The 19743-nt window shown below is 72.4% G+C and carries 15 protein-coding genes; 10 read left to right on the top strand and 5 right to left on the bottom strand.

What is annotated here, in order from left to right:
- Window positions 1–325 precede the first annotated feature (325 nt).
- The 7 genes from ACH4NX_RS19185 (at window position 326) to ACH4NX_RS19155 (ending at window position 10547) form a co-directional block, all read left to right on the top strand.
- The gene (locus ACH4NX_RS19185; protein WP_351391455.1) at window positions 326–1348 is read left to right on the top strand and encodes an NAD-dependent epimerase/dehydratase family protein; all 1023 of its coding nucleotides are present in this window, start codon (window positions 326–328) and stop codon (window positions 1346–1348) included.
- Window positions 1349–1353: 5 nt separating this feature from the next.
- The gene (asnB, locus tag ACH4NX_RS19180; protein ID WP_398129326.1) at window positions 1354–3303 is read left to right on the top strand and encodes an asparagine synthase (glutamine-hydrolyzing); all 1950 of its coding nucleotides are present in this window, start codon (window positions 1354–1356) and stop codon (window positions 3301–3303) included.
- A gap of 7 nt (window positions 3304–3310) precedes the next feature.
- Entirely contained in the window at window positions 3311–4519 is a 1209-nt protein-coding gene (locus tag ACH4NX_RS19175) for a Moenomycin biosynthesis protein MoeGT1 (protein ID WP_398129327.1), read from the top strand.
- Window positions 4516–6057, top strand: a complete 1542-nt coding sequence (locus ACH4NX_RS19170; RefSeq protein WP_351391447.1) for an asparagine synthase-related protein — start codon at window positions 4516–4518, stop codon at window positions 6055–6057. Before ACH4NX_RS19175 ends, ACH4NX_RS19170 begins: the two co-directional genes overlap by 4 nt.
- Before the next feature lie 110 nt (window positions 6058–6167).
- A complete protein-coding gene (locus ACH4NX_RS19165; protein WP_351391445.1) occupies window positions 6168–7682 on the top strand; it encodes a B12-binding domain-containing radical SAM protein in 1515 nt (504 codons plus the stop codon).
- Complete coding sequence (locus ACH4NX_RS19160) at window positions 7672–8955, top strand: hypothetical protein (protein WP_398129328.1); 1284 nt, start codon at window positions 7672–7674, stop codon at window positions 8953–8955. Before ACH4NX_RS19165 ends, ACH4NX_RS19160 begins: the two co-directional genes overlap by 11 nt.
- Window positions 8955–10547 carry a carbamoyltransferase C-terminal domain-containing protein gene (locus ACH4NX_RS19155; RefSeq protein ID WP_398129329.1) on the top strand — a complete coding sequence of 531 codons (1593 nt, stop codon included), beginning with the start codon at window positions 8955–8957 and terminating at the stop codon, window positions 10545–10547. Before ACH4NX_RS19160 ends, ACH4NX_RS19155 begins: the two co-directional genes overlap by 1 nt.
- 48 nt (window positions 10548–10595) lie before the next feature.
- Here the strand turns inward: ACH4NX_RS19155 and ACH4NX_RS19150 are convergent, their stop codons facing one another.
- The 4 genes from ACH4NX_RS19150 to ACH4NX_RS19135 all read right to left on the bottom strand — a co-directional run bounded on the left by ACH4NX_RS19150 (window position 10596) and on the right by ACH4NX_RS19135 (window position 14165).
- Window positions 10596–11426 (bottom strand): Moenomycin biosynthesis protein MoeN5, encoded by an 831-nt coding sequence (locus ACH4NX_RS19150; protein ID WP_398129330.1) that lies wholly within the window; start codon window positions 11424–11426, stop codon window positions 10596–10598.
- Window positions 11423–12268, bottom strand: coding sequence for a geranylgeranylglyceryl/heptaprenylglyceryl phosphate synthase (locus ACH4NX_RS19145; RefSeq protein ID WP_351391435.1), 846 nt, complete (start codon window positions 12266–12268; stop codon window positions 11423–11425). Before ACH4NX_RS19145 ends, ACH4NX_RS19150 begins: the two co-directional genes overlap by 4 nt.
- A gap of 548 nt (window positions 12269–12816) precedes the next feature.
- Window positions 12817–13497: a hypothetical protein gene (locus ACH4NX_RS19140; RefSeq protein ID WP_398129331.1), complete on the bottom strand. Its 681-nt coding sequence runs from the start codon at window positions 13495–13497 to the stop codon at window positions 12817–12819.
- Window positions 13494–14165, bottom strand: a complete 672-nt coding sequence (locus tag ACH4NX_RS19135) for an ATP-binding cassette domain-containing protein (RefSeq protein ID WP_398129332.1) — start codon at window positions 14163–14165, stop codon at window positions 13494–13496. The genes ACH4NX_RS19140 and ACH4NX_RS19135 overlap by 4 nt, the downstream gene beginning before the upstream one ends.
- A 450-nt stretch (window positions 14166–14615) precedes the next feature.
- On the opposite strand from ACH4NX_RS19135, the gene ACH4NX_RS19130 reads away from it, so the two are divergent.
- From ACH4NX_RS19130 to ACH4NX_RS19120, 3 genes are read left to right on the top strand one after another with little or no spacing between them, the layout of a single operon-like run.
- Window positions 14616–15824, top strand: coding sequence for a glycosyltransferase family 2 protein (locus ACH4NX_RS19130; protein WP_351391427.1), 1209 nt, complete (start codon window positions 14616–14618; stop codon window positions 15822–15824).
- Window positions 15825–15864: 40 nt separating this feature from the next.
- On the top strand, window positions 15865–16680 hold the full coding sequence (locus ACH4NX_RS19125) for a glycosyltransferase family 2 protein (RefSeq protein ID WP_351391424.1): 816 nt from the start codon (window positions 15865–15867) through the stop codon (window positions 16678–16680).
- An 11-nt stretch (window positions 16681–16691) separates the two neighbouring features.
- On the top strand, window positions 16692–18299 hold the full coding sequence (locus ACH4NX_RS19120) for a glycosyltransferase (protein ID WP_398129333.1): 1608 nt from the start codon (window positions 16692–16694) through the stop codon (window positions 18297–18299).
- A gap of 138 nt (window positions 18300–18437) precedes the next feature.
- On the opposite strand, the gene ACH4NX_RS19115 is transcribed toward ACH4NX_RS19120, so the two are convergent.
- Window positions 18438–19559: a polysaccharide biosynthesis protein gene (locus ACH4NX_RS19115; RefSeq protein WP_351391418.1), complete on the bottom strand. Its 1122-nt coding sequence runs from the start codon at window positions 19557–19559 to the stop codon at window positions 18438–18440.
- Window positions 19560–19743: the final 184 nt, after the last annotated feature.

The following is a 19743-nucleotide window of genomic DNA, read 5'->3' as shown; positions in this document are numbered from 1 at the left end:
GCCAGCATAAAGTCCGTCCGCCTCCTTGTGAATGATGCGGTATTGCCGATTGCGGACACCGCCCCGGCCAGAGGGTGAAGCATGCTATTGCTCGTGATTGACGCGTGCTGTTAGACTCCCCACGTCTCTTGGTCCGGACATGCGTTTCTCGACGCCAAAAGCCTGGTCAGCCGCACTCTTCACCGCCGCACAGTGCCACGGGGCGTCCGAGCGGCCGCGCGAGTCGGCCCGGTTGATCCAGAGGCAGACACGCGCGTACGTGCACCGAATGCACCGCCCAAGCACCGCCTTGACCAGCCACATGTGAGCGAAACAAGGGGGATTTGTGTCGAGCGACATACGCGAGACGGACTCAACGGACGACGACGTTCTGGTCACCGGTGCGGCCGGTTTCATCGGATCGCATCTCGTGACGGAATTGAGGAGTTCCGGCAGAAACGTTGTGGCGTTGGACCGCAGGCCAATTCCGGACGACCTGCGAAGCCAGTCGCCGCCCCTTCCCGGATCGCTCCGGACGATACGCGGCGACCTGAACACCTTGAATCTGGCGGACTGCCTGAAAAACACCTCGGTGGTGTTCCACCTGGCGGCATTACCCGGGGTCCGCCCGTCGTGGACCCAATTCCCCGAGTATCTCCAGTGCAACGTGCTGGCGACCCAGCGCCTGCTGGAGGCCTGTGTCCAGGCCGGCGTGGAACGCGTGGTGGTCGCCTCGTCCTCCAGTGTGTACGGCGGCGCCGACGGCATGATGAGCGAGGACGACCTGCCCCGTCCGCTCTCCCCCTACGGGGTCACCAAACTCGCGGCGGAGCGGCTGGCCCTGGCCTTCGCCGCGCGCGACGACGCCAAGCTCTCGGTCGGCGCGCTGAGGTTCTTCACCGTCTACGGTCCCGGTCAGCGCACGGACATGTTCATCTCCCGTCTGATCCGGTCGACGCTGCGGAACGAACCCGTGGAGATCTACGGCGACGGGACCCAGCTCCGCGACTTCACCCATGTGTCCGACGTGGTGCGGGCGCTGGTGCTGGCCGCCTCGGTCCGGGACCGGGGCAGCGCGGTCCTGAACATCGGCACCGGAGGCGCCGTCTCGGTCAACGAAGTGGTTTCACTGACCGCCGAGTTGACCGGTTCACGCCCGTCCACCTCCTACGGTCCGGCCCGTATCGGGGACGTCCGCTCGACCACCGCGGACGTACGGCGGGCGGCCGGCGTCCTGGGCTTCACGGCCCGGACCGGACTGCGGGAGGGCCTCGCCACTCAGATCGAGTCGACCCGGCGGTCACTGGACCGCGACGCGCAGGACACCGTCCCGGCCGGTGGTCCCACGGCGTCCGCGCCGCGGCTGTAGCCGGCATGTGCGGATTCGTCGGATTCACTGACACCGGCGTCGTGCGGGAGGACGCGCGGGCCACGGCCGAGCACATGCTCGCCGCCGTGGCACACCGCGGCCCCGACGGCTCGGACCTGCTCCACCACCGGGGGCTCACTCTCGCGCACTGCGCCCTGACCTTCACCGACCCGGACCACGGCACCCAGCCGTTCGTCTCCGCGTCGGGAGCGACCGCCCTGGTGTTCAACGGCGAGATCTACAACCACGCCGAACTGCGTGCCGAGCTCCGGGCCGCCGGCGTCGCGCCGCGCACCGGCGGCGACACCGAAGTCCTGGTGGAGCTGTACGAGTTGTGGGGCACGCGGATGCTCGACCGGCTGCGGGGCATGTTCGCCTTCGCGCTGCACGACGCCCGCACCGGCACCACGGTGCTGGCCCGCGACCCGATGGGCAAGAAGCCCCTCTACTACACCCGCGTGCCGGACGGCATCGCCTTCGCGTCCGAACTCACCGCCCTGCTGCGGCACCCCGCCGCACCGCGCGCCCCGGACGTGCCGGCGCTCGCCGACTACCTGGTGTTCCAGGCGTTCTGCGCCCCCGCCTCGGCCGTGTCGGGGGTGCGCAAGGTACGCCCGGGAAGCTTCGTCGTCCACGAGGGCGGTCAGGTGCGCGAGACCGAGTTCTGGCGGCCCCGCCTGGCCCCCGGCACCGGACCGCGCCGGGACCCCGGGGCGCGGGAGGCGGCGCGGCGGTTCGAGGAGCTGTTCCGTGCCGCGGTCGCCCGCCGGATCACCAGCACCGACCGCCGCCTCGGCGTCCTGCTCAGCGGCGGCCTGGACTCCAGCGCGGTCGCCGCGGTGGCGCAGCAGCTGCGGCCGGGGCAGCCGGTACCCACCTTCAGCGCGGCGTTCGAGAACCCGGACTTCGACGAGAGCCAGCACGCTCTGGCGGTGGCGCGCCATCTCGGCACCGAGCACCACGTGGTGCGGATCGGCGGCCCCGACCTGGCGGGTGTCGTGGAGTCCGAACTGGCCCACGCCGACGAGCCGCTGGCCGACCCCTCCCTGCTGCCCATGCGCCTGGTCTGCCGGGCGGCCCGCGAGCACGTGCGGGGCGCCCTCACCGGCGACGGCGCGGACGAACTGCTCCTGGGGTACCGCTACTTCCAGGCCGAGCGCGCGATCGAGTTGTCGCTGCGCGTCCTGCCGGCCCCCCGGCTGGAGGCCCTCGTGCGGCTGCTGGCGCGCAGGCTGCCGGCCCGTTCCGGCAACCTGCCCGTGGCGGCGGCCCTCGGCCTGCTGGCCAAGGGGCTGCGCGCCTCGCCGGAGCACCGCTTCTACCTCTCCACGGCACCCTTCACCCCCGGCGAACTGCCAGGGGTGCTCACGGCCGAGGCCGGAGCCGAACTGACCGGGCACGACACCTTCGCCGAGGTGTCGCGGCTGCTGCGGGACCAGCCCGGCCTCTCCGGGGTCCAGCTCAGTCAGCTCGCCGTGACGACCCACTTCCTGCGGGACGTGATCCTCACCAAGACGGACCGGGGCGGCATGCGCAGCGCCCTCGAACTGCGCTCCCCCTTCCTCGACCTGGACCTGGTCGAGTACGGCAACTCCCTGCCCACCGGCCTGAAACTGCACCGGTTCACCGGCAAGTACCTGTTGCGGCGGGTCGCCGCCGACTGGCTTCCCCCCGCCGTCGTCCGGCGGACCAAGCTGGGCTTCCGCGCGCCGATGGCGGCTCTGCTCCGCGGCGAGCTGCGGCCCCTTCTCCTGGACACCCTCTCCACGGCGTCGCTGCGCCGCGGCGGCCTGTTCGACACCGGTGCGGTACGCCTGCTGGTCGACGACCACCTCGGCGGCCGGCGGGACACCTCCCGCAAGCTGTGGGCCCTTTTGGTCTACCAACTCTGGTCCGAGAACCTGACGGCCCGGCCCCGCGCCTCCGAGTCCCCCGCGTACCCGGCCCTCTCCTAGGAGAACCATGGCTGCTCCCGACCGACCGCTCGTTCACGTGCTCTCCCCGCGGACCTGGGGCGAGTTCGGCAACTACCTCGCCGCGACGCGCTTCTCCCGTGCCCTGCGGAGCGTGGTCGACGCGGAGGTGACCCTGCTGGAGGCGGAGCCGATCCTGGCGTGGATCGGTGAGGCCGGGGCGGAGATCCGTACCATCTCGCTGGAGAGCCCCGACGCGGTCGTCCGCAGCCAGCGGTACATGGCGCTCATGGACCGCCTCCAGGCACGCTTCCCGGAGGGGTTCGAGGCCGACCCGACCCCCGCCCAGCAGGCCGACCTGGAGCCCCTCACCCTGCATCTGCGCCGGACCGCTCCGGACGTGGTGGTGGGCACGAAGGGGTTCGTGGCGAGGCTGTGCGTGGCCGCCGTCCGGCTCGCCGGGACGTCCACCCGGGTGGTCAGCCACGTGACCAACCCCGGGCTGCTGCACCTGCCGCTGCACCGCAGCCGGTACCCGGACCTGACTCTCGTCGGCTTCCCCCAGGCGAAGGAGCACCTGCTGGCCACCGCAGGCGGAGACCCGGAGCGCGTACGGGTGGTGGGTCCGCTCGTCGCGCAGCACGACCTGCGGGACTTCATGACCAGCGAGTCGGCGGCCTCCGACGCGGGACCCTGGGGCGACCGGCCGGGCCCCGACCGGCCCCGGGTGATCATCTTCTCCAACCGGGGCGGGGAGACGTACCCCGAGCTGGTGCGTCGGCTCGCCGACCAGCACCCGGACATCGACCTCGTCTTCGTCGGTTACGGCGACCCGGAACTCGCCCGTCGCACGGCGGCGGCCGGGCGGCCCCACTGGCGGTTCCACAGCGTGCTCAGCCAGACCGAGTACTTCGACTACATCCGGCGTGCCTCCCGGTCCAGGTACGGGCTCCTCGTCTCGAAGGCCGGACCCAACACCACCCTGGAAGCGGCCTACTTCGGCATACCGGTCCTGATGCTGGAGTCGGGGCTGCCCATGGAGCGGTGGGTGCCGGGACTCATCGACGAGGAGGGACTGGGCCGCGCCTGCGCCACACCCGAGGAGCTCTTCGACACGGCGGACGACTGGCTGTCCCGTCCGTCGGTGATCGAGGGGCACAAGAAGGCCGCCGTCTCCTTCGCCGACTCCGTACTGGACCAGGACGCGGTGACGGACAGGATCGGAGCCGCCGTCCGGTCCCTGCTGGAGGCCCGGTGACCGTCCGGAGCCCTGCCACACCCGCCCCGCGCCTCCTCCTGGTCGCGGGGGCCGGCGGGGTGCGCGCGGAGGGCGACAAGGAGGTGCGGCTCGGACACCCGCTCACCGGTGACCACCTGGACCCCGGCCCGCCGGCCGAGGGTGTCTTCGCCGGATGGCGCTGGGACGGCGAACACCTGACGGCCCGCAACGACCGCTACGGCATCCACCCCCTCTACTACCGGGCCGGCGGTGCCTCGCTCGCGCTGTCCCCCGACCCCACGGCGCTGCTCGCCGAGGACGGGCCCGCCGAGCTGGACCACGACGCGCTCGCCGTCTTCCTCCGGCTGGGGTTCTTCCTCGCCGAGGACACCGCCTTCGCCGGGGTCCGCGCGCTGCCGCCGGCGGCCACGCTCACCTGGGACGCCGGCGGGTTCCGGCTGCGGTCCGGCGAGCCGCCGCGCCCCGGGCCGGCCGCCATGACCGGACAGCAGGCGGTCGACGGCTTCGTCGACCTGTTCCGCGCCTCGGTGGCCCGCCGGCTGCCCGGTGAGCCCTACGACCTCCCGCTCAGCGGCGGCCGGGACTCACGCCACATCCTGCTCGAACTCCGCCGTCAGGGGGCACCGCCGCGGCGGTGCGTCAGCGGCTCGAAGTTCCCTCCCGACCCGGGGGCCGACGCGCGGGTCGCGGCCGTCCTCGCGGGCCGGCTCGGCCTGCCGCACACGGTGGTGCCGCGACCGCGTGCGCAGTTCCGCGCGGAACTTCGCGCGCTGCCCGCGCAGGGCATGACGACCCTGGACGGCGCGTGGACGCAGCCGCTCCTGGCCCATCTGCGGCGCCACGGCCGCGTCTCCTACGACGGTCTGGGCGGCGGGGAGCTGGCCCAGAACCCGAGCGTCGCCTTCATCCGGGCCCATCCCTACGATGCCGCCGAGCTGCCCGGCCTGGCGGACCGGCTGCTGGACGCGGGACGCACCGGCCCGCACCTGGAGCACCTGCTGGGTCCGCGCACGAGCGTCCTGTGGAGCAGGCAGGTGGCCCGGCGGCGTCTGGTCACCGAGCTGGCCCGGCACGCGGGCAGCGCCTGCCCGCTCAGCTCCTTCTTCTTCTGGAACCGGACCCGGCGCTCCATCTCCGCGGCCCCGTTCGCCCTGGGCGGCGAACGGCTCCTGACGCACACCCCCTATCTCGACCACGCCCTCTTCGACCACCTCGCCTCGGTGCCGCGCCGTTTCCTGGTCGACGGGGCGTTCCACGACCGGGCGCTGCACCAGGCCTTCCCCGAGTACGCGGACCTGGGCTTCGCCTCGTCGGTGCCGCAGCGGCACGGGGCCGTGCTGGTCGCGCACCGGCTGGCGTACCTCCTGCGTTTCCTCGCGCACTCGGTGACCGTGGAACGCGAGTGGTGGCGCAGCCCCGACCGCTTCCTGCAACGGCTGCTGGCCGCCGGCCGCGGTCCCGGGGCACCGCAGCGCGTCAGCCGGCTCCAGCCCCTGGCGCTCTACCTGCTGCAACTGGAGGGCCTCGCGACCCGGCGGACCGGCCACCGGCCCTAGCGGCCGGGCAGCCGGCTCGCGGTCCCCCACGAATTCGGCACTCCCGCAGACCCGTTACTCCCGCACACCGCACCAGACATCAGCCGCAGGGCCCAGAAGGAGCGCACCGTATGCGGAAGACATTGCCCGTGATCAGCACAGGTCCCGCCGCGGGGACGGCTTCGGGCGGCTGCTCGACCACGGCCTCGACCCCGGCCCGTTCGGGAATACCGCTCTGGCGCAAGCGCAGGCTGCGGATCGCCCTCGTACGCCATCACGACCTGTGCCTGAACACCCGTCAGATAGCGCGGGTCCAGAAGCGGGCCGGTGTGCTGCCGCACCTCGGGCTGGGCTACATCCACACCGCGCTGAAGTCGGCCGGGTTCCACAACGTCATCCAGGTCGACACCCCCGCCCTGGGGCTCGACAGCGAGGGGCTGCGCAAGCTGCTCGCGGACTTCGAGCCGGACCTGGTCGGGGTGAGCACCACGACGCCCGGTCTGCCCGGTGCCATCGAGGCGTGCGAGGCGGCCAGCAGCACCGGGGCGAAGGTGATCCTGGGCGGGCCGCACACGGAGGTGTACGCGCACGAGAACCTGGTCCACGAGTCCATCGACTACATCGGCGTCGGCGAAGGCATCACGATCATGCCGGAACTGGCGGAGGCGATGGAACGGGGCGAGGACCCCGAGGGCATCCGCGGACTGGTGACCCGCAAGCACGACGGTGGTGCCGCGCCGATGGTGAACCTGGAGGAGGTCGGCTGGCCCGAGCGCTCCGGGCTCCCGATGGACCGCTACTACTCGATCATGGCTCCGCGGCCGTTCGCGACGATGATCTCCAGCCGTGGCTGCCCCTTCAAGTGCAGCTTCTGCTTCAAGCAGGCCGTGGACAAGAAGTCCATGTACCGCAGCCCCGAGGACGTCGTCGGAGAGATGACGGAGCTCAAGGAGCGGTGGGGGGTGAAGGAGATCATGTTCTACGACGACGTGTTCACCCTGCACCGCGGCCGGGTGCGGGAGATCTGCGCGCTCATCAAGGAGCAGGGCCTCAAGGTCCGCTGGGAGGCGCCCACCCGCGTCGACCTGGTGCCCGAGCCGCTGCTGGAGGCGATGGCCGGGGCCGGGTGCGTACGCCTGCGCTTCGGCATCGAGCACGGCGACTCCGGGATTCTCGAGCGGATGCGCAAGGAGAGCGACATCGAGAAGATCGAGAAGGCCGTCACCTCCGCCCACGAGGCCGGTATCAAGGGCTTCGGGTACTTCATCGTCGGCTGGCTCGACGAGACCCGGGAGCAGTTCGGCAGGACCGTCGACCTCGCCTGCCGGCTCCCGCTGGACTATGCCAGTTTCTACACCGCGACGCCGCTGCCCGGCACTCCCCTGCACACGGAGTCCGTGGCCGCCGGCCAGATTCCGTCCGACTACTGGGACCGTTTCGTGCGGGGCGAGTTCGACGCGCGGATCGGGTACCTGGTGCCGGACGCGCAGGAGCGTGCCCAGCGGGCGTACCGGTCCTTCTTCATGCGCCGCTCCATGATCAGGCCGCTGGTTTCGCACATGGCGGCGACCGGCCAGTGGCGCAACACCCTGGACGGTCTGCGCAGCCTGCACCGGTCCACGTCCAACACCGACCGTGACTTCTGAGCCCGCGGCCCCGGCCGTCCCGCGTCCGCCGGCCCGTCCGGGGCCACCGGTCCGCCTCAACCGGCCGCTCGCGCGGCGCAGGCGCCGGCCGGCCGGCGAAGGGTTCCTGACGCACCACGTGCGCGGCACCATGGCCCGCGGTTTCCGGCCCCCGGAGTCCTGGGAGGTCCCGGTCCGGCACGTGCTGCCGGGTCTGCCGGCGGACGGGACCGTGCGGGCCGAGGAGGCCGCGGCGGTGCTGCGCACGCCCGCCGGGCAGCCGGGCATCGCGGTGGTCGTGCCGACCTACGTCGCCCGGACGGATCTGGAGCGGCAGCGCGAGTGGTTCGACGCGCTGCTGGACCAGGCGGTCACGGTGGCGCGGGACCACCCCCGAGTGCCCCTGGTCCTGTTCGTCGGCATGCAGTGGTCGTCGGCCGCGGAGGAGGAGGAGTCGCTGCGGCGACTGCGGGTGCTGCTGGACGACGCCCGCACCCGGCTGCCCGGTCTGCGGGTCTGCGGTCTCTCGCTGCCCGGGCCGGGCAAGCCCCGCACCCTCAACGGCGCGATCGCGGTCGCCGAACACCTCGGCTGTGCGGGCGTCGGGTGGGCCGACGACGACGTGGTCCTGGAGGAGGGCTGCCTGTCCCGGCTGGTCCGGGACTTCCTGCTCGCGGGGTGCCGCGGCGCGGTGGGCGCGACCAAGATCGCGCACACTCACGGCTACGCCACCTCCCGGCTGCTGTCCCGGGCCAAGGCGATCGCCGCACCGGCGACGAACTACCCGCACGGCTGCTGCATCCTGGTGGCGACGGACGTGGTGGCCGGCGGGATGCCGGGGCGCTACGTGTCCGACGACGGCTACGTGTGCTTCCGTCTCCTCGACCCGGCGCTGCCCGAACCACTGGCCCGCCTGCGGCTGGTTCCGGACGCCCGGTGCCACTACTACGTGGCGGGGCCGGCCGGCGAGACCCGCCGCAGGATCCGCAGGCTGCTGCTCAACCACCTCGTCGACGTCGCCGACTGGCCGCTGCCGGTGGTCCGTCACTACTTCCGTCACGTCCTGTTCGGCGGCATGTGGCCGCTGACCGGCTTCGACTCCTCCCGCGGTGCCCGCCACGGCCTGAAGAAGGCGCTCATCAAGTGGCTCTACTTCGCGTGGTTCGCGGGCATCGGGACCGAACTGTACGTGCGCGGGCTGTGCGGCAGGCCACTGCGCGGCATCGAGTGGGCTCCGTACTCGGAGGTCCGCAGGCTCACTCCGTCGTCCTCACCCACGCGTCAGGAGAGCTGATGAAGGTACTCTCGCTCCACTCCGCCGGCCACGACACCGGCGTCGCCTACTTCGAGGACGGGCGGCTGGTCTTCGCCGTCGAGACCGAACGGCTCACCCGCACCAAGCACGACCACCGCTCGGACGTCGCCCTGCGGCACGTGCTGGAGCAGGAGTGCGTGGACACCGACGGCATCGACCTGGTGGCCGTGAGCACGCCGGTCCGCAGCGGGCTGCTGCGCATACCCGACCTGGACCGGGCCCTGGAGCGGACGGCGGCGGGCGCCCCGCACCACCGGACCGTCTGCGAGATGCTGGGGCGCCGGGTGGAGTGCGTCGTGGTCACCCACGAGGTCTCCCACGCGGCCCTGGCCGCCCACTACGCGGGCTGGGAGGAAGGCACCGTCGTCCTCGTCAACGAGGGCCGCGGCCAGCTCACCCGCAGTTCTCTGTTCCGGGTGGCGGACGGGGCCCTGGAGTGGGTCGACAAGGACCCGCTGCCCTGGTACGGCAACGGCTTCGGCTGGACGGCGATCGGGTACCTCCTCGGCTTCGGCCCGAGCCCCAGCGTGGCCGGCAAGGTGATGGCCCTGGGCGGCTACGGGCAGCCGGACGCCGGCGTCCGCGAGCAGTTGCTGGCGGTCGACCCGGACGTGATGAACGACCGCGAACTCGCCGAGCGGGTGCGCTCCGACCTGGCCGCCCGGCCCGAGTTCGACTCCGGGTTCGAGACGGCGTCGCAGGTGGTGGCGACGTTCCAGGAGATGTTCACCGGAGCCGTCCGGGAGGTCCTCGACCGGCATGTGACGCGCACGGACGCCGGGGTGGGCCCGATCGCCCTGGGCGGCGGCTGCGCCCTGAACATCGTGGCCAACTCGGCACTGCGGGCGGAGTACGGACGGGACATCGCGATCCCGCCCGCCTGCGGGGACGCGGGTCACCTCACGGGCGCCGGGCTCTACGCGCTCTCGCAGGTGGCCGGGGTGACGCCGGAGCCGTTCGGCGTCTACCACAACGGCGCGGGTGAGACCCGCGCCGGCGTCCTGGACGCGGTGGAGGGCGCGGGGCTGCGGGCCGTCGACTACGACCGGGCCGAGGTCGCCCGGGTGCTGGCCGCGGGCGGGGTGGTGGCGATGACGCAGGGAGCGGCGGAACTGGGACCGCGCGCGCTGGGACACCGGTCGCTGCTGGGCAGTCCCGCGGTGCCGGGCATGCGCGAGCGCATGAGCGAGAAGCTGAAGCAGCGCGAGTGGTACCGGCCGCTGGGCGCAGTGATGCGCGACGAGCGCTTCGCCGAGCTGTATCCGGGCCAACCGCCGTCGCCGTACATGCTCTTCGAGTACCGGCTTCCGGACGGGGTCGCGCCCGAGGCCCGGCACGTCAACGGCACCTGCCGGATACAGACTCTGGGACCCGACGAGGAGCGGCTGCACGGTCTGCTCGACGCGTTCGAGGGGCTGACCGGCGAACCCGCGCTGATCAACACCTCGCTCAACGGCCCGGGCCGGCCCATCGCGCACACCGCCCGGGACGTGCTCGACGACTTCGCGCACACCGACGTCGACCTCTTCGTGTTCGACGACCTGATGGTGCGGGGCGACGCGGCACGGTAGTGGGCCGGGATCCGAGGGCCGGCCGGAGACGCTCCGGCCGGCCGTCGGTCACTCCCCCAGGTGCCGGGGAACGAGCCGGGTCAGCACGTCGTCCGTGTAGAGGTGGACGACCGGCACCAGGCCGGGCGCCCCGGGCGGCGCCGCGACCGCGGTGAGGGCCCGCCCGCGCAGCTCCTCGAGCTGGTCCACGACGTCCTGGCCGGGCACGGCCCCGGTCCGCATCAGGTGGGCGAGGTTGCCGTCCCGCTCGCCGTTGCGGTCGTAGTCGGTCAGGTCGTCGGCGGTGGTGATGATCAGGGCGAAGGCCTCCGCGAACTGCCGTACCGCGTCGGCTGGTTGACCGTCTCCTCCGCAGGCGGCCGCGAGCGCCGCGTAGCGGCCCAGGAAGGCGGCGCCGTAGGTGCTCGCGTGGGCGCGCCACTCCTGGAGGTTCGTCGCCCGGCTGCGTTTGGTGCCTATCTGGCCGCCGCAGAGGTAGACGGCGTCCCGCTCCAGGATGTCCGTGACCGCCTTGGGTTCCCGGGCGAGGCAGGCCAGTTCGTGCAGGGCCCGCAGATGGAGCCGGAGGCAGACACAGGCGAGTTCGACCCGGTCCAGGCCGGTGTCGTCGTCCATCAGGTCGTCGAGGAGCTTCATGGAGACGATGTCGAGGGCCAGTGCCCGGGAGACCGCGGCCCGCCGGTCCGGATCGGTCGTCCACTCGGTGAGGAAGTGCGGCACCCGCAGGTACAGGCGGAGGGCGGCGGTGTGGGCGGCCAGGTCCGGCGACCCCCCGGTCTCGGCGACGCAACGCGTGACGTGGTCGCGGTTGGCGGCCTCGGCGGCGAGCATGGACTCCGTGTAGTCCGCGGGCAGGACCGTGACCGGCGCGGCCGTCACCGCCCGCTCCCCGGGCCGGCCGGGGCGACGGAGTGCTCCTCGCCGATCTCGGCGAGGGTGGCCCGCCAGTCGGGATGCTCCAGCGCTCCGGCGAATCCCACCCGGTCCGCCCCGCTGTCGAGGTACTCGGTGACCTGCCGGCCGGTGCGTACGTTGCCGCTCACGAAGAGGACCTGGTCGGGTCCGAGTCCCTTGCGGAAGTGCCGTACGACCTCGGGCGGCACGTGGTCGTTGCGCGAGTACAGGTACACCATGTGGAAGCCGAAGGCGCGCGTGACGTGCAGGTGCCGGTCGATCTCCTCGGTGGTCGTGGTGCTCACCGGCATGGTGCCGAGCAGGTCCCCGGTGCGCGGGTCCTCGCCGAAGGTGAGGGCGACGGTGAGGATCAGCTCGGGCCACTCCTCGCGGGGTATTCGGCCGGGGCAGGCGGCCAGGGTCTCGAGGAAGCTCTTCCAGACGAAGTAGTCGTCGCCCGAGCCCAGCAGCGCGGGCAGCAGTACCGCGTCCGCGCCGCGCACCACCGGGAAACCGCTTCCCGGACGGGGCGGGAAGTGCAGGACGACCGGTAACGGCGTGACCGCCTTCACCGCCGCCACGTACGGTTCCATGTGCGCCTCGAACGACTCGTAGTCCGTGCTGGCCAGGATGATGGCGGCGAAGCCCAGCCGGGTGAGTTCCGCCGCCTTCTCGACCGCTTCCGTCACCGGGACCTTGAAGGGGTCGATGATGTGCACGGGGCCCGGCCGGTGGTCGCGCAGCCGGGCGAGTACCCGCCCCGGTCGCCAGAGCGGTGGTGCGGCGTGGAGTTCGGTGTGGTGGTCCAGCTGCGGTAAGGCGTTCACCAGCGTCTTCCCCCTTGTCGTCCGGGCGGTTCGCGCGACGGGGTGCCGGCCGCGGCGCGCGTTCGGGTGAGGTGTCGCGCGTTCGGGTGAGGTGCGGGGCGCCCTGGTCCTCGGGGTGGCCCCCTGACAGGCCGCGAGTGGCCGGCACGGCGTCGCCGACGCCGCGGCGGGCGCCGTACGCCGACGCCGCCTCGCGGGTTTTCCGTTATGCCCGTACGGGGAACCGCGCGGCCGTTCCGGCGTCCGCCGCGGCCGAGGAAGTGGGGGCGTGCTCCGGATTCCTTCGGTGAGCCCGCCCGGTGGTTTCACCGGCGGACGAACCAAGGGCGTCGTTCACGTGCTCCCCTTCCATTGGAGAGACGAACAGCGGGTCCACCGGGCCGCGTTGAGGCAATGGAGCACGGCTGGGCGGTTGCCGATACTACACGCGTTCGTTTCGGCGGGGTAGGGAGACTTTGTGCGGTGGTTATGAATGTCCCCGGCACCAAAGAAGGTACGCCCCGGCGGTTTGTACCGCGCGGGGCGTTTCCAGTGGTCCGGGGCGCAATTCACGCGAATTGCAGATGGCGCCGGCGGCGCAATCGGCCGGCCATCACCCATCCGCTCGCCACGACCAGCAGCAGTGCCACCCCGGCGGCGTGGGCCACCCCCGAGCCGAACGAACCGGCGTCCGCGCCGTCGACCGCGTAGGTGATGATCTCCCGGGTCGACCAGAAGGGCAGTACCTTGGCCGAATCCTTGGCGGGATCCATCACCATCTGGGCGCCGATGACGGAGATCAGCAGCAGGGCGCCCTCCATGTCCCGTGGCACGACCGCCCCGAGCAGCAGCCCCAGCGGCACGGCGACCAGCGTGGTCAGGGCCAGTTCCACCAGGACGGCCTGCGGGTGCCGCACGTCCTGCCCGGCCAGGATCACCACGGCGTAGAGGGCGGCGACGCCCAGGCCCGCGGCGAGGAGGGCCAGCATGCGCCCGAGGAAGAGCTGGAGCGGGCGGAACCCGGAGAGGGTCAGGAGCGGTTCGATCTCCCGGCCGCCGACCGTGGAGAAGAGCGCCGCGGCACTGACCGCGAAGCCCACACCGAGACTGGCGAAGCGGACGGCCTGCCCGGTCTGGTCGTAGCGCCCCAGGTAGAAGACGAGCGGGACCAGCAGCAGCAGGCCCAGCACGCCCCGCCGGCGCAGCAGTTCGCGGAAGGTCATGTCCGCCATCCGCAGGGTGGCTGTCATCGGATGCCCCTGTCCTTGCCGGGGGTGAGGTCCAGCACCTGGTCCACCTGGTCGAGTTGGTTGAGCATGTGGGTCACCACCACGACGGCCTTGCCTGCCTCGCGCCAGGCCCAGACGCTCCGCCAGAAGTCCACGTAGGAACCGTGGTCGAACCCCTGGTAGGGCTCGTCGAGCAGCAGCAGGTCAGGGCCGCCGAGCGCCGACAGGACGACGTTCAGTTTCTGGCGGGTCCCGCCCGACAGGTCCTTGGCCAGAACGCCCTTCGCGGGGGCCCAGTCGAGCTCTCCCGCGAGTTTCCGGCCACGGTGGTCGGACTCCTTGCGGCTCAGGCCCCGGCCGGTGCCGAAGAGGGTGAAGTGCTCCCCGGGGGTCAGGAAGCCCATGACGCCCGCGTTCTGCGGGCAGTAGCCGAGGCTGCCGGAGACCGTGACCCGCCCCTTGTCGGGGGAGATCAGACCGGCGCAGATCTTGAGCAGGGTGGACTTGCCCGCCCCGTTGCTGCCGACGATCGCGGCGACCTCGCCCGCGTGCACGACGAGATCGACACCGGTCAGGACGCGGCGGCGTTTGTAGCGCTTCACGATGCCGCGCGCCTGCAGAAGAATCTTGCGGTCGGCGGGCTCGTACATGCCGTGGAACCCCTCTCGGGCACCGACGGAATAGCCCATGACTGCCCCCTTTCTGCCGACCGCGACAAACGACACGCATTGTCGGCCTCAATGGTCAGGATTCGTGACCCGGCCGGGTTCGCCGCCCCGGCCGTCGCTCGCGGACTCAGCCTGCCACACACGGCGCGCGCCACGGTTGAGACCGCGATTCCCCGGGGGTGCGGGCCCCGCGAGCCGGTTTCGCGGATCCTACGGGGCTGCCGGGAGGAGGTCGGGGGTCCGGCCCCCGCATTTCGGCCATCCATCACCCGTGCCCGGAACCGCTCTTGCAGGCCCGCCCGGGGGCTGGTTAGCGTACCGACCCAGCACATTCATCGCTCACTTGTGCGTTGCCCGCACCAGCGTTTTGTTCGCCTCTTGTGAGGTTCTCCGCCGGGGCGGGAGCGGGTGGGCCGCACCTCGTGTCAGAGCAAGAGGGAATTCCGCTCGGTAACGACGAAGGGGACGTGGATGCGCGGGGGGACCGTGGACCGTCGTGTCTGGTGGCAACGGGCCGTGGCCCGCGGTTTCGCGCCGCCGCCGGCGCGACCCACCCCGTTCGTCCTGGTGTCACGCGAGGGCCCGGACGCCGACGTGAGCGGTGAGGCGCGCGAGGACGGCGTGACCGGCGCGCGGCCCGGCGGGCCGGCGTTCCCGCTGCCGTCCGGTGGGCTCGGGGTGCTGCTGCCCACCTATGTGGGGCGGTGCGACGCCGGGGCGCACGAGCAGACGTTCCGTCATGTCCTGGACTCCCTCGCCGAGGTGCGCGAGGCGCATCCGTCCCTGCCGCTGTCCGTCTGGGTGGGCATGCAGTACGCCCCCGGTCAGTACGAGGAGGCGCTGCGCAGGCTGCGCCGACTGTACGAGCTGGTCCCGGAGGACCTGTCCCTCACCCTGGTCTGCCTGGCCCTGCCCGGGCCGGGGAAGCTGCGCACGGTGAGCACGGTGCTGCGGCTGTCCGAGGACCTCGGCTACACCGGATGGCTCTGGACCGACGACGACATCGAGATCGCTCCCCGCTGCCTCGCCCTCCTGGTCTCCCGGTTCCTCGAACGGGGCGAGCGGGGCGCGGTCGGGGCCCATTCGGTGGCGCTGGCCAGGGAGACGGCCACCTCGCAGGCCATGGACCGGGTCTCGGGGGTCACCGCTCCGCCGAAGGCCTGCCCGGCGGCGGCCTGCCTGGTGGTGGCGACGGACGTGCTGGGCACCGGCATCCCGGTCAGACGCCTGACCGACGACGGGTACGTGGTGTTCGAGCTGCTCGACGCCGGGGCCGACGATCCGCTGCACGACCTGGAAGTGCTCCCCGAGGCCCGGATCAGCTTCTACCGCGTCAGCCGCACCCACGACACCTTCCAGCGCCTGCGCCGCTCCCTCTACAGCCATGTGACCTGCGTCGCCGACTACCCCTGGCCCACCGCGCGGGTCTACCTCACCCGCGTCCTCTTCCACGGCCTGTGGCCGCTCGCGGCGTGGGACGGCAGCCGCGGGCCGGTGCGCGGAACGCAGCGCTGGCTGGTCAAGGGCCTGCACTTCACCTGGTTCTGCGGCGTGGCCGGCTCGCTGGCCGTCCGCGGCGCGACGGGACGGCCCCGGCGTCATGTGGCGTGGGGCGACGAGGGCGACTTCCGCAGCCCCACCGTCGAGGAACCCGCCGCGGGAGCGGTTGCCGGGCACTGACACTCGAGGCCGCCCCGAGGGCGGCCCGGAAGGAGACCCGATGGCGACAGCAGGGCCGGCCGGGGCGGCGGTGACCGTCATCCTGCCCCACTACGACTGCGCGGCGTATCTGGGCGCCGCCGTCGGATCGGTGCTCGCCCAGGACCGTGCGGACCTCCGTCTGACCGTCGTGGACGACTGCTCGCCCGACGAGAAGTGGGTCCCCGCACTCCATCCGTACGCCGGCGACCCCCGGCTGACGGTGCTGCGCACCTCGCGGAACGTCGGCCACCTGCGGATCAAGAACAAGGTCCTGGAATCGGTGGACACACCGTACGTGGCCTTCCAGGACACCGACGACATCAGTCTGCCCGGCCGGCTCCGCCACCAACTGGCCCTCCTGGAGAGGGGCCGTGCCGACCTGGTCGGCTGCGCCTACTCCTACATCGACGGGGCGGGCCGTACGACGGGCCGGCGGCGCATGCCCCGCAACGGCAACCTGTGGATGCGGCTGGGGCGGACGACCGTGCTGCTGCACCCGTCCTCGGTGGTGCGGCGCTCGGTGCTCGAGACCCTCGGTGGCTTCGACGGCACCGCGCGCCTGGGCGCCGACACCGACTTCCATCTGCGGGCGGCCCGTCTGTACCGGCTGCGCAGCGTGCGCAAGGTGCTCTACCGGTACCGGATCTGGCCCAAGTCGCTCACCCAGGCACCGGACACCGGGTTCGGGTCCGCGGAGCGCCGGGCGTACACCGAGGCGATGACCGCCCAGGAGGAGCGGCGGCGACGGGCGCGCACCCGTGAGGAGTTGCTGCCGCTGCTGGTCGCCCCGCCCAACGACATCGACTTCGGCCTGACCCGGATCGACCTCGGTTAGCGGGCGGTCGCGTGGACGACGTGGACGACATCCCGGCCCGGAACCCGGACGAGGCGCTGCCCCCGGTCGCGGTGGTGGTGGCGGATCCGGACGGCGACGGGGAGCGTACGGTGCGTTCCCTCCTCGCCCAGACGGTGCGGCCCGTCTTTGTCACCGTGGTGACGGCGGCCGCCGAGGCGACCGGCACCGGCCTGGACCCGGCGGCACGGGACGGCTCCCGGTCCTCAGGTGCGGCCGGGGCCACGGACGACTCGGGTGCGGCGTCGCCCGTACGGGTCGTCCGGTGCGCCCGCGAGGACCTCGGCCCGGCGTGTGTCGACGCGGCCAGGAACGCGCCTGCGCCGTACGTGCTCGTGCTGCGCGGCGGCGACGAGGCACTTCCGCACTGTCTGTGGCACCTGTCGCGAGCGGCCCGCGACGGCGCCGGGGACTCGGGCGCACCGGTCGGCCTGGTGCAGTGCGGAACGCTCCGGCTGCGGGACGACGGCCTCGTGGACGGGTTCACCCTGCCCGTCCCGGCCGCCGGGCCGCCGCCCTCCCCCGCGGATCTCCTCGACGGCGCCTACGCGGTGCGGCGCGACCTGCTGGACACGGGCGGCGGTACGGCGGCCTGGGTCAGCGTGTCCATGCTGCTGGTCCGCCGGCGGGCCGGCGCCGCCGGGGACCCGGCCGTGGCCCGGGCCCCCGGAACACGCGCCGCCCGAGGCACCCGCCTGGTCCGGTACGGATACCGGCCGCCCGTCCCGGCACCGCGCGACGGACGCACTCCCCGGCTGATGTCGGTGGTCGTCCCGGTGCGCGACGGCGCCCGCACGCTCGCCGACCAGCTGACCGCCCTGTCCCGGCAGACCGGCTCCGTTCCGTACGAGGTGCTGGTCGTCGACAACGGCTCGACCGACGCCACCCGGGAGGTCGCCGAACGGGCGCGCGCCGAGCTGCCGGGCCTGCGGATCGTGGACGCGTCCGACCGCCCCGGGGAGAGCCGCGCCCGCAACCGGGGCATCGCGGCCTCGCGCGGTGACTTCGTCGTGTTCTGCGACGCGGACGACATCGCCGGTTCCGGCTGGCTGGCCGCGATGGCGGAGGCCGCCAAGGAGGCCGATCTGGTGGGGGGCGGTCTGGACACGTCCCTGCTCAGCCCCGGCCACGCCGACGAGCAGCCGCTGCCGATGGACGCGCAGAGCGACTTCCTGCCGTTCGCCCGGGGGGCCAACTGCGGGGCCTGGAAGGACGTCCTGACGGCGGTGGGCGGCTGGGACGAGCGCTACCGGGGCGGCGGGGAGGACATGGATCTCTCCTGGCGTGCCCAGCTCTGCGGCTACCTGGTCCGTTACGCGGGCGACGCCACCATGCACTACCGGCTGCGGGACGAACTCGCCGCGCTGGCCCGGCAGAAGTGGAACTACGGCCGTTCCGGGGCCCAGTTGTACGCCGCGTACCGGCGTGCCGGGTTCGAGCGCCGTGACGGCCGGGTGGTCGTACTGAACTGGTGCTGGCTCGTCCTGCACGTTCCGGACCTGGTGCGGTCACCCGTGCTGCGACGGCGCTACGTCCGCTACGGGGCACGTCTGGCGGGATTCGCGGCGGGAAGCGCGCGGCGGGGTGTCCGGTATCTGTGAAGGGCGGGGTGCCCGGTATCCGTGAGGGGCGGGGTGCCCGGTATCCGTGAACGGCGGGGTGCCCGGTATCCGTGAGGGACGGGGTCCCGGTCCCCTGAGCCGGTGCGCCGGGCGGTCCGGCGCACCGTCCGCGCGGGATCAGACCAGCCGGTGGCCGGGGTCCCGCACCGCCGGGTCGCCGGCCATGGCCAGGCAGGTGGCTCGCAGGGCGGCGACGACGGCGTGGTCCTCCCCCCAGGCGTCGAGGTCGGGGCCGTCCCCGGACTTCAGGGCCGGCACCGGAACCTCCATGATCTTCGGGTGCACGTACCGGGCCGGGGATTCGGACGGGGCCACCAAGGCCTCGGTGAGTTTCTCCCCCGGTCTCAGCCCGACGTAGCGCACGGGAAGGTCCGCGCCCGCGTGCGCGATGACCCGTCGGGCTATGTCGAGGATCCGGACCTGTTCCCCCATGTCCAGCACCAGGGCGTGGCCGACGCTGCCCAGTGCGGCCGACTGGATGACGAGTTCCACGGCCTCCTGGACGGTCATCAGGTAACGCGTCACCTCGGGGTGGGTGACCGTCACCGGGTTGCCGGCCGCGACCTGGCGGGCGAAGACGTCGAGAAAGGAACCCTGGCAGCCGAGCACGTTGCCGAACCGGACGCTCACGTACGGTCTGCCCGCCTGGATGGCGGCCGCCGCGGTGAGCCCCTCGGCTATGCGTTTCGAGTAGCCGAGCACCCCGATGGGGTCGACCGCCTTGTCCGTCGAGATGTTCACCAGGAACGCCACGTCCGCGGCCAGTGCCGCCTCCAGAACCGCCTGGGTGCCCAGGACATTGGTCTTGACGGCCTCTCCGGGGAACTCCTCCAGGATGGGCACCCATTTGAGGGCCGCCGCGTGGAAGACGATGTCCGGCCGGCACCGGTGGAACAGCCGGGTGAGCCCCCTGGAGTCCCTGATGTCCGCGAGGAGGATCACGGGACGCCCCGACGAGGGACCGCCTGCGACGCTGTCCGCCGCCAGGTGGAGGGCCGTCTCGTTGCGGTCGAGCATCATGAGGCTCTCGGGCCCCCACCGGCTGAGCTGCCGGCACAGCTCCGACCCGATGTAGCCGCCGGCTCCGGTGACCAGGATCCGCCGGCCGCGCAGGAATCCGGCGCTTTTCTCCAGGCCGGTGCTTATCCGCCGCCGGCCGAGAATCCTCTCGAGGTCCAGGGCGGGATGGTCGCCGGTTGGCAGGTGCGCGCCGTACCCTGCGGAATTATCGTCAAACATGCAGTCACACTTCCTTTTTGACAAGAGCCATGACTGATGTGCCGACTGACACGACGAGCTGGACCGACGTATCGTCTTGATGCTTTCTTCGCCGACACCCTTGCGTTTCCTCCCCGGGACGGGCTACGCCCGGGGAGCACATTCCGGCGGCCGGTTCGCCGCCTGCCGCGCCGGCTCCGTCGGC

The organism is Streptomyces sp. NPDC017225 (assembly GCF_044331465.1).
GTDB lineage: Bacteria > Actinomycetota > Actinomycetes > Streptomycetales > Streptomycetaceae > Streptomyces.
The sequence above is the reverse complement of the archived record's forward strand: the minus strand, read 5'-3'. Positions and strand labels throughout refer to the sequence as shown.

Coding starts and splice junctions, on each gene's coding strand:
- ACH4NX_RS19175 (WP_398129327.1), top strand. CDS start 3,311: ATGGCTGCTCCCGACCGACCGCTCGTTCACGTGCTCTCCCCGCGGACC.
- asnB (WP_398129326.1), top strand. CDS start 1,354: ATGTGCGGATTCGTCGGATTCACTGACACCGGCGTCGTGCGGGAGGAC.
- ACH4NX_RS19130 (WP_351391427.1), top strand. CDS start 14,616: ATGCGCGGGGGGACCGTGGACCGTCGTGTCTGGTGGCAACGGGCCGTG.
- ACH4NX_RS19115 (WP_351391418.1), bottom strand. CDS start 19,559: ATGTTTGACGATAATTCCGCAGGGTACGGCGCGCACCTGCCAACCGGC.
- ACH4NX_RS19165 (WP_351391445.1), top strand. CDS start 6,168: ATGCGGAAGACATTGCCCGTGATCAGCACAGGTCCCGCCGCGGGGACG.
- ACH4NX_RS19155 (WP_398129329.1), top strand. CDS start 8,955: ATGAAGGTACTCTCGCTCCACTCCGCCGGCCACGACACCGGCGTCGCC.
- ACH4NX_RS19125 (WP_351391424.1), top strand. CDS start 15,865: ATGGCGACAGCAGGGCCGGCCGGGGCGGCGGTGACCGTCATCCTGCCC.
- ACH4NX_RS19140 (WP_398129331.1), bottom strand. CDS start 13,497: ATGACAGCCACCCTGCGGATGGCGGACATGACCTTCCGCGAACTGCTG.
- ACH4NX_RS19135 (WP_398129332.1), bottom strand. CDS start 14,165: ATGGGCTATTCCGTCGGTGCCCGAGAGGGGTTCCACGGCATGTACGAG.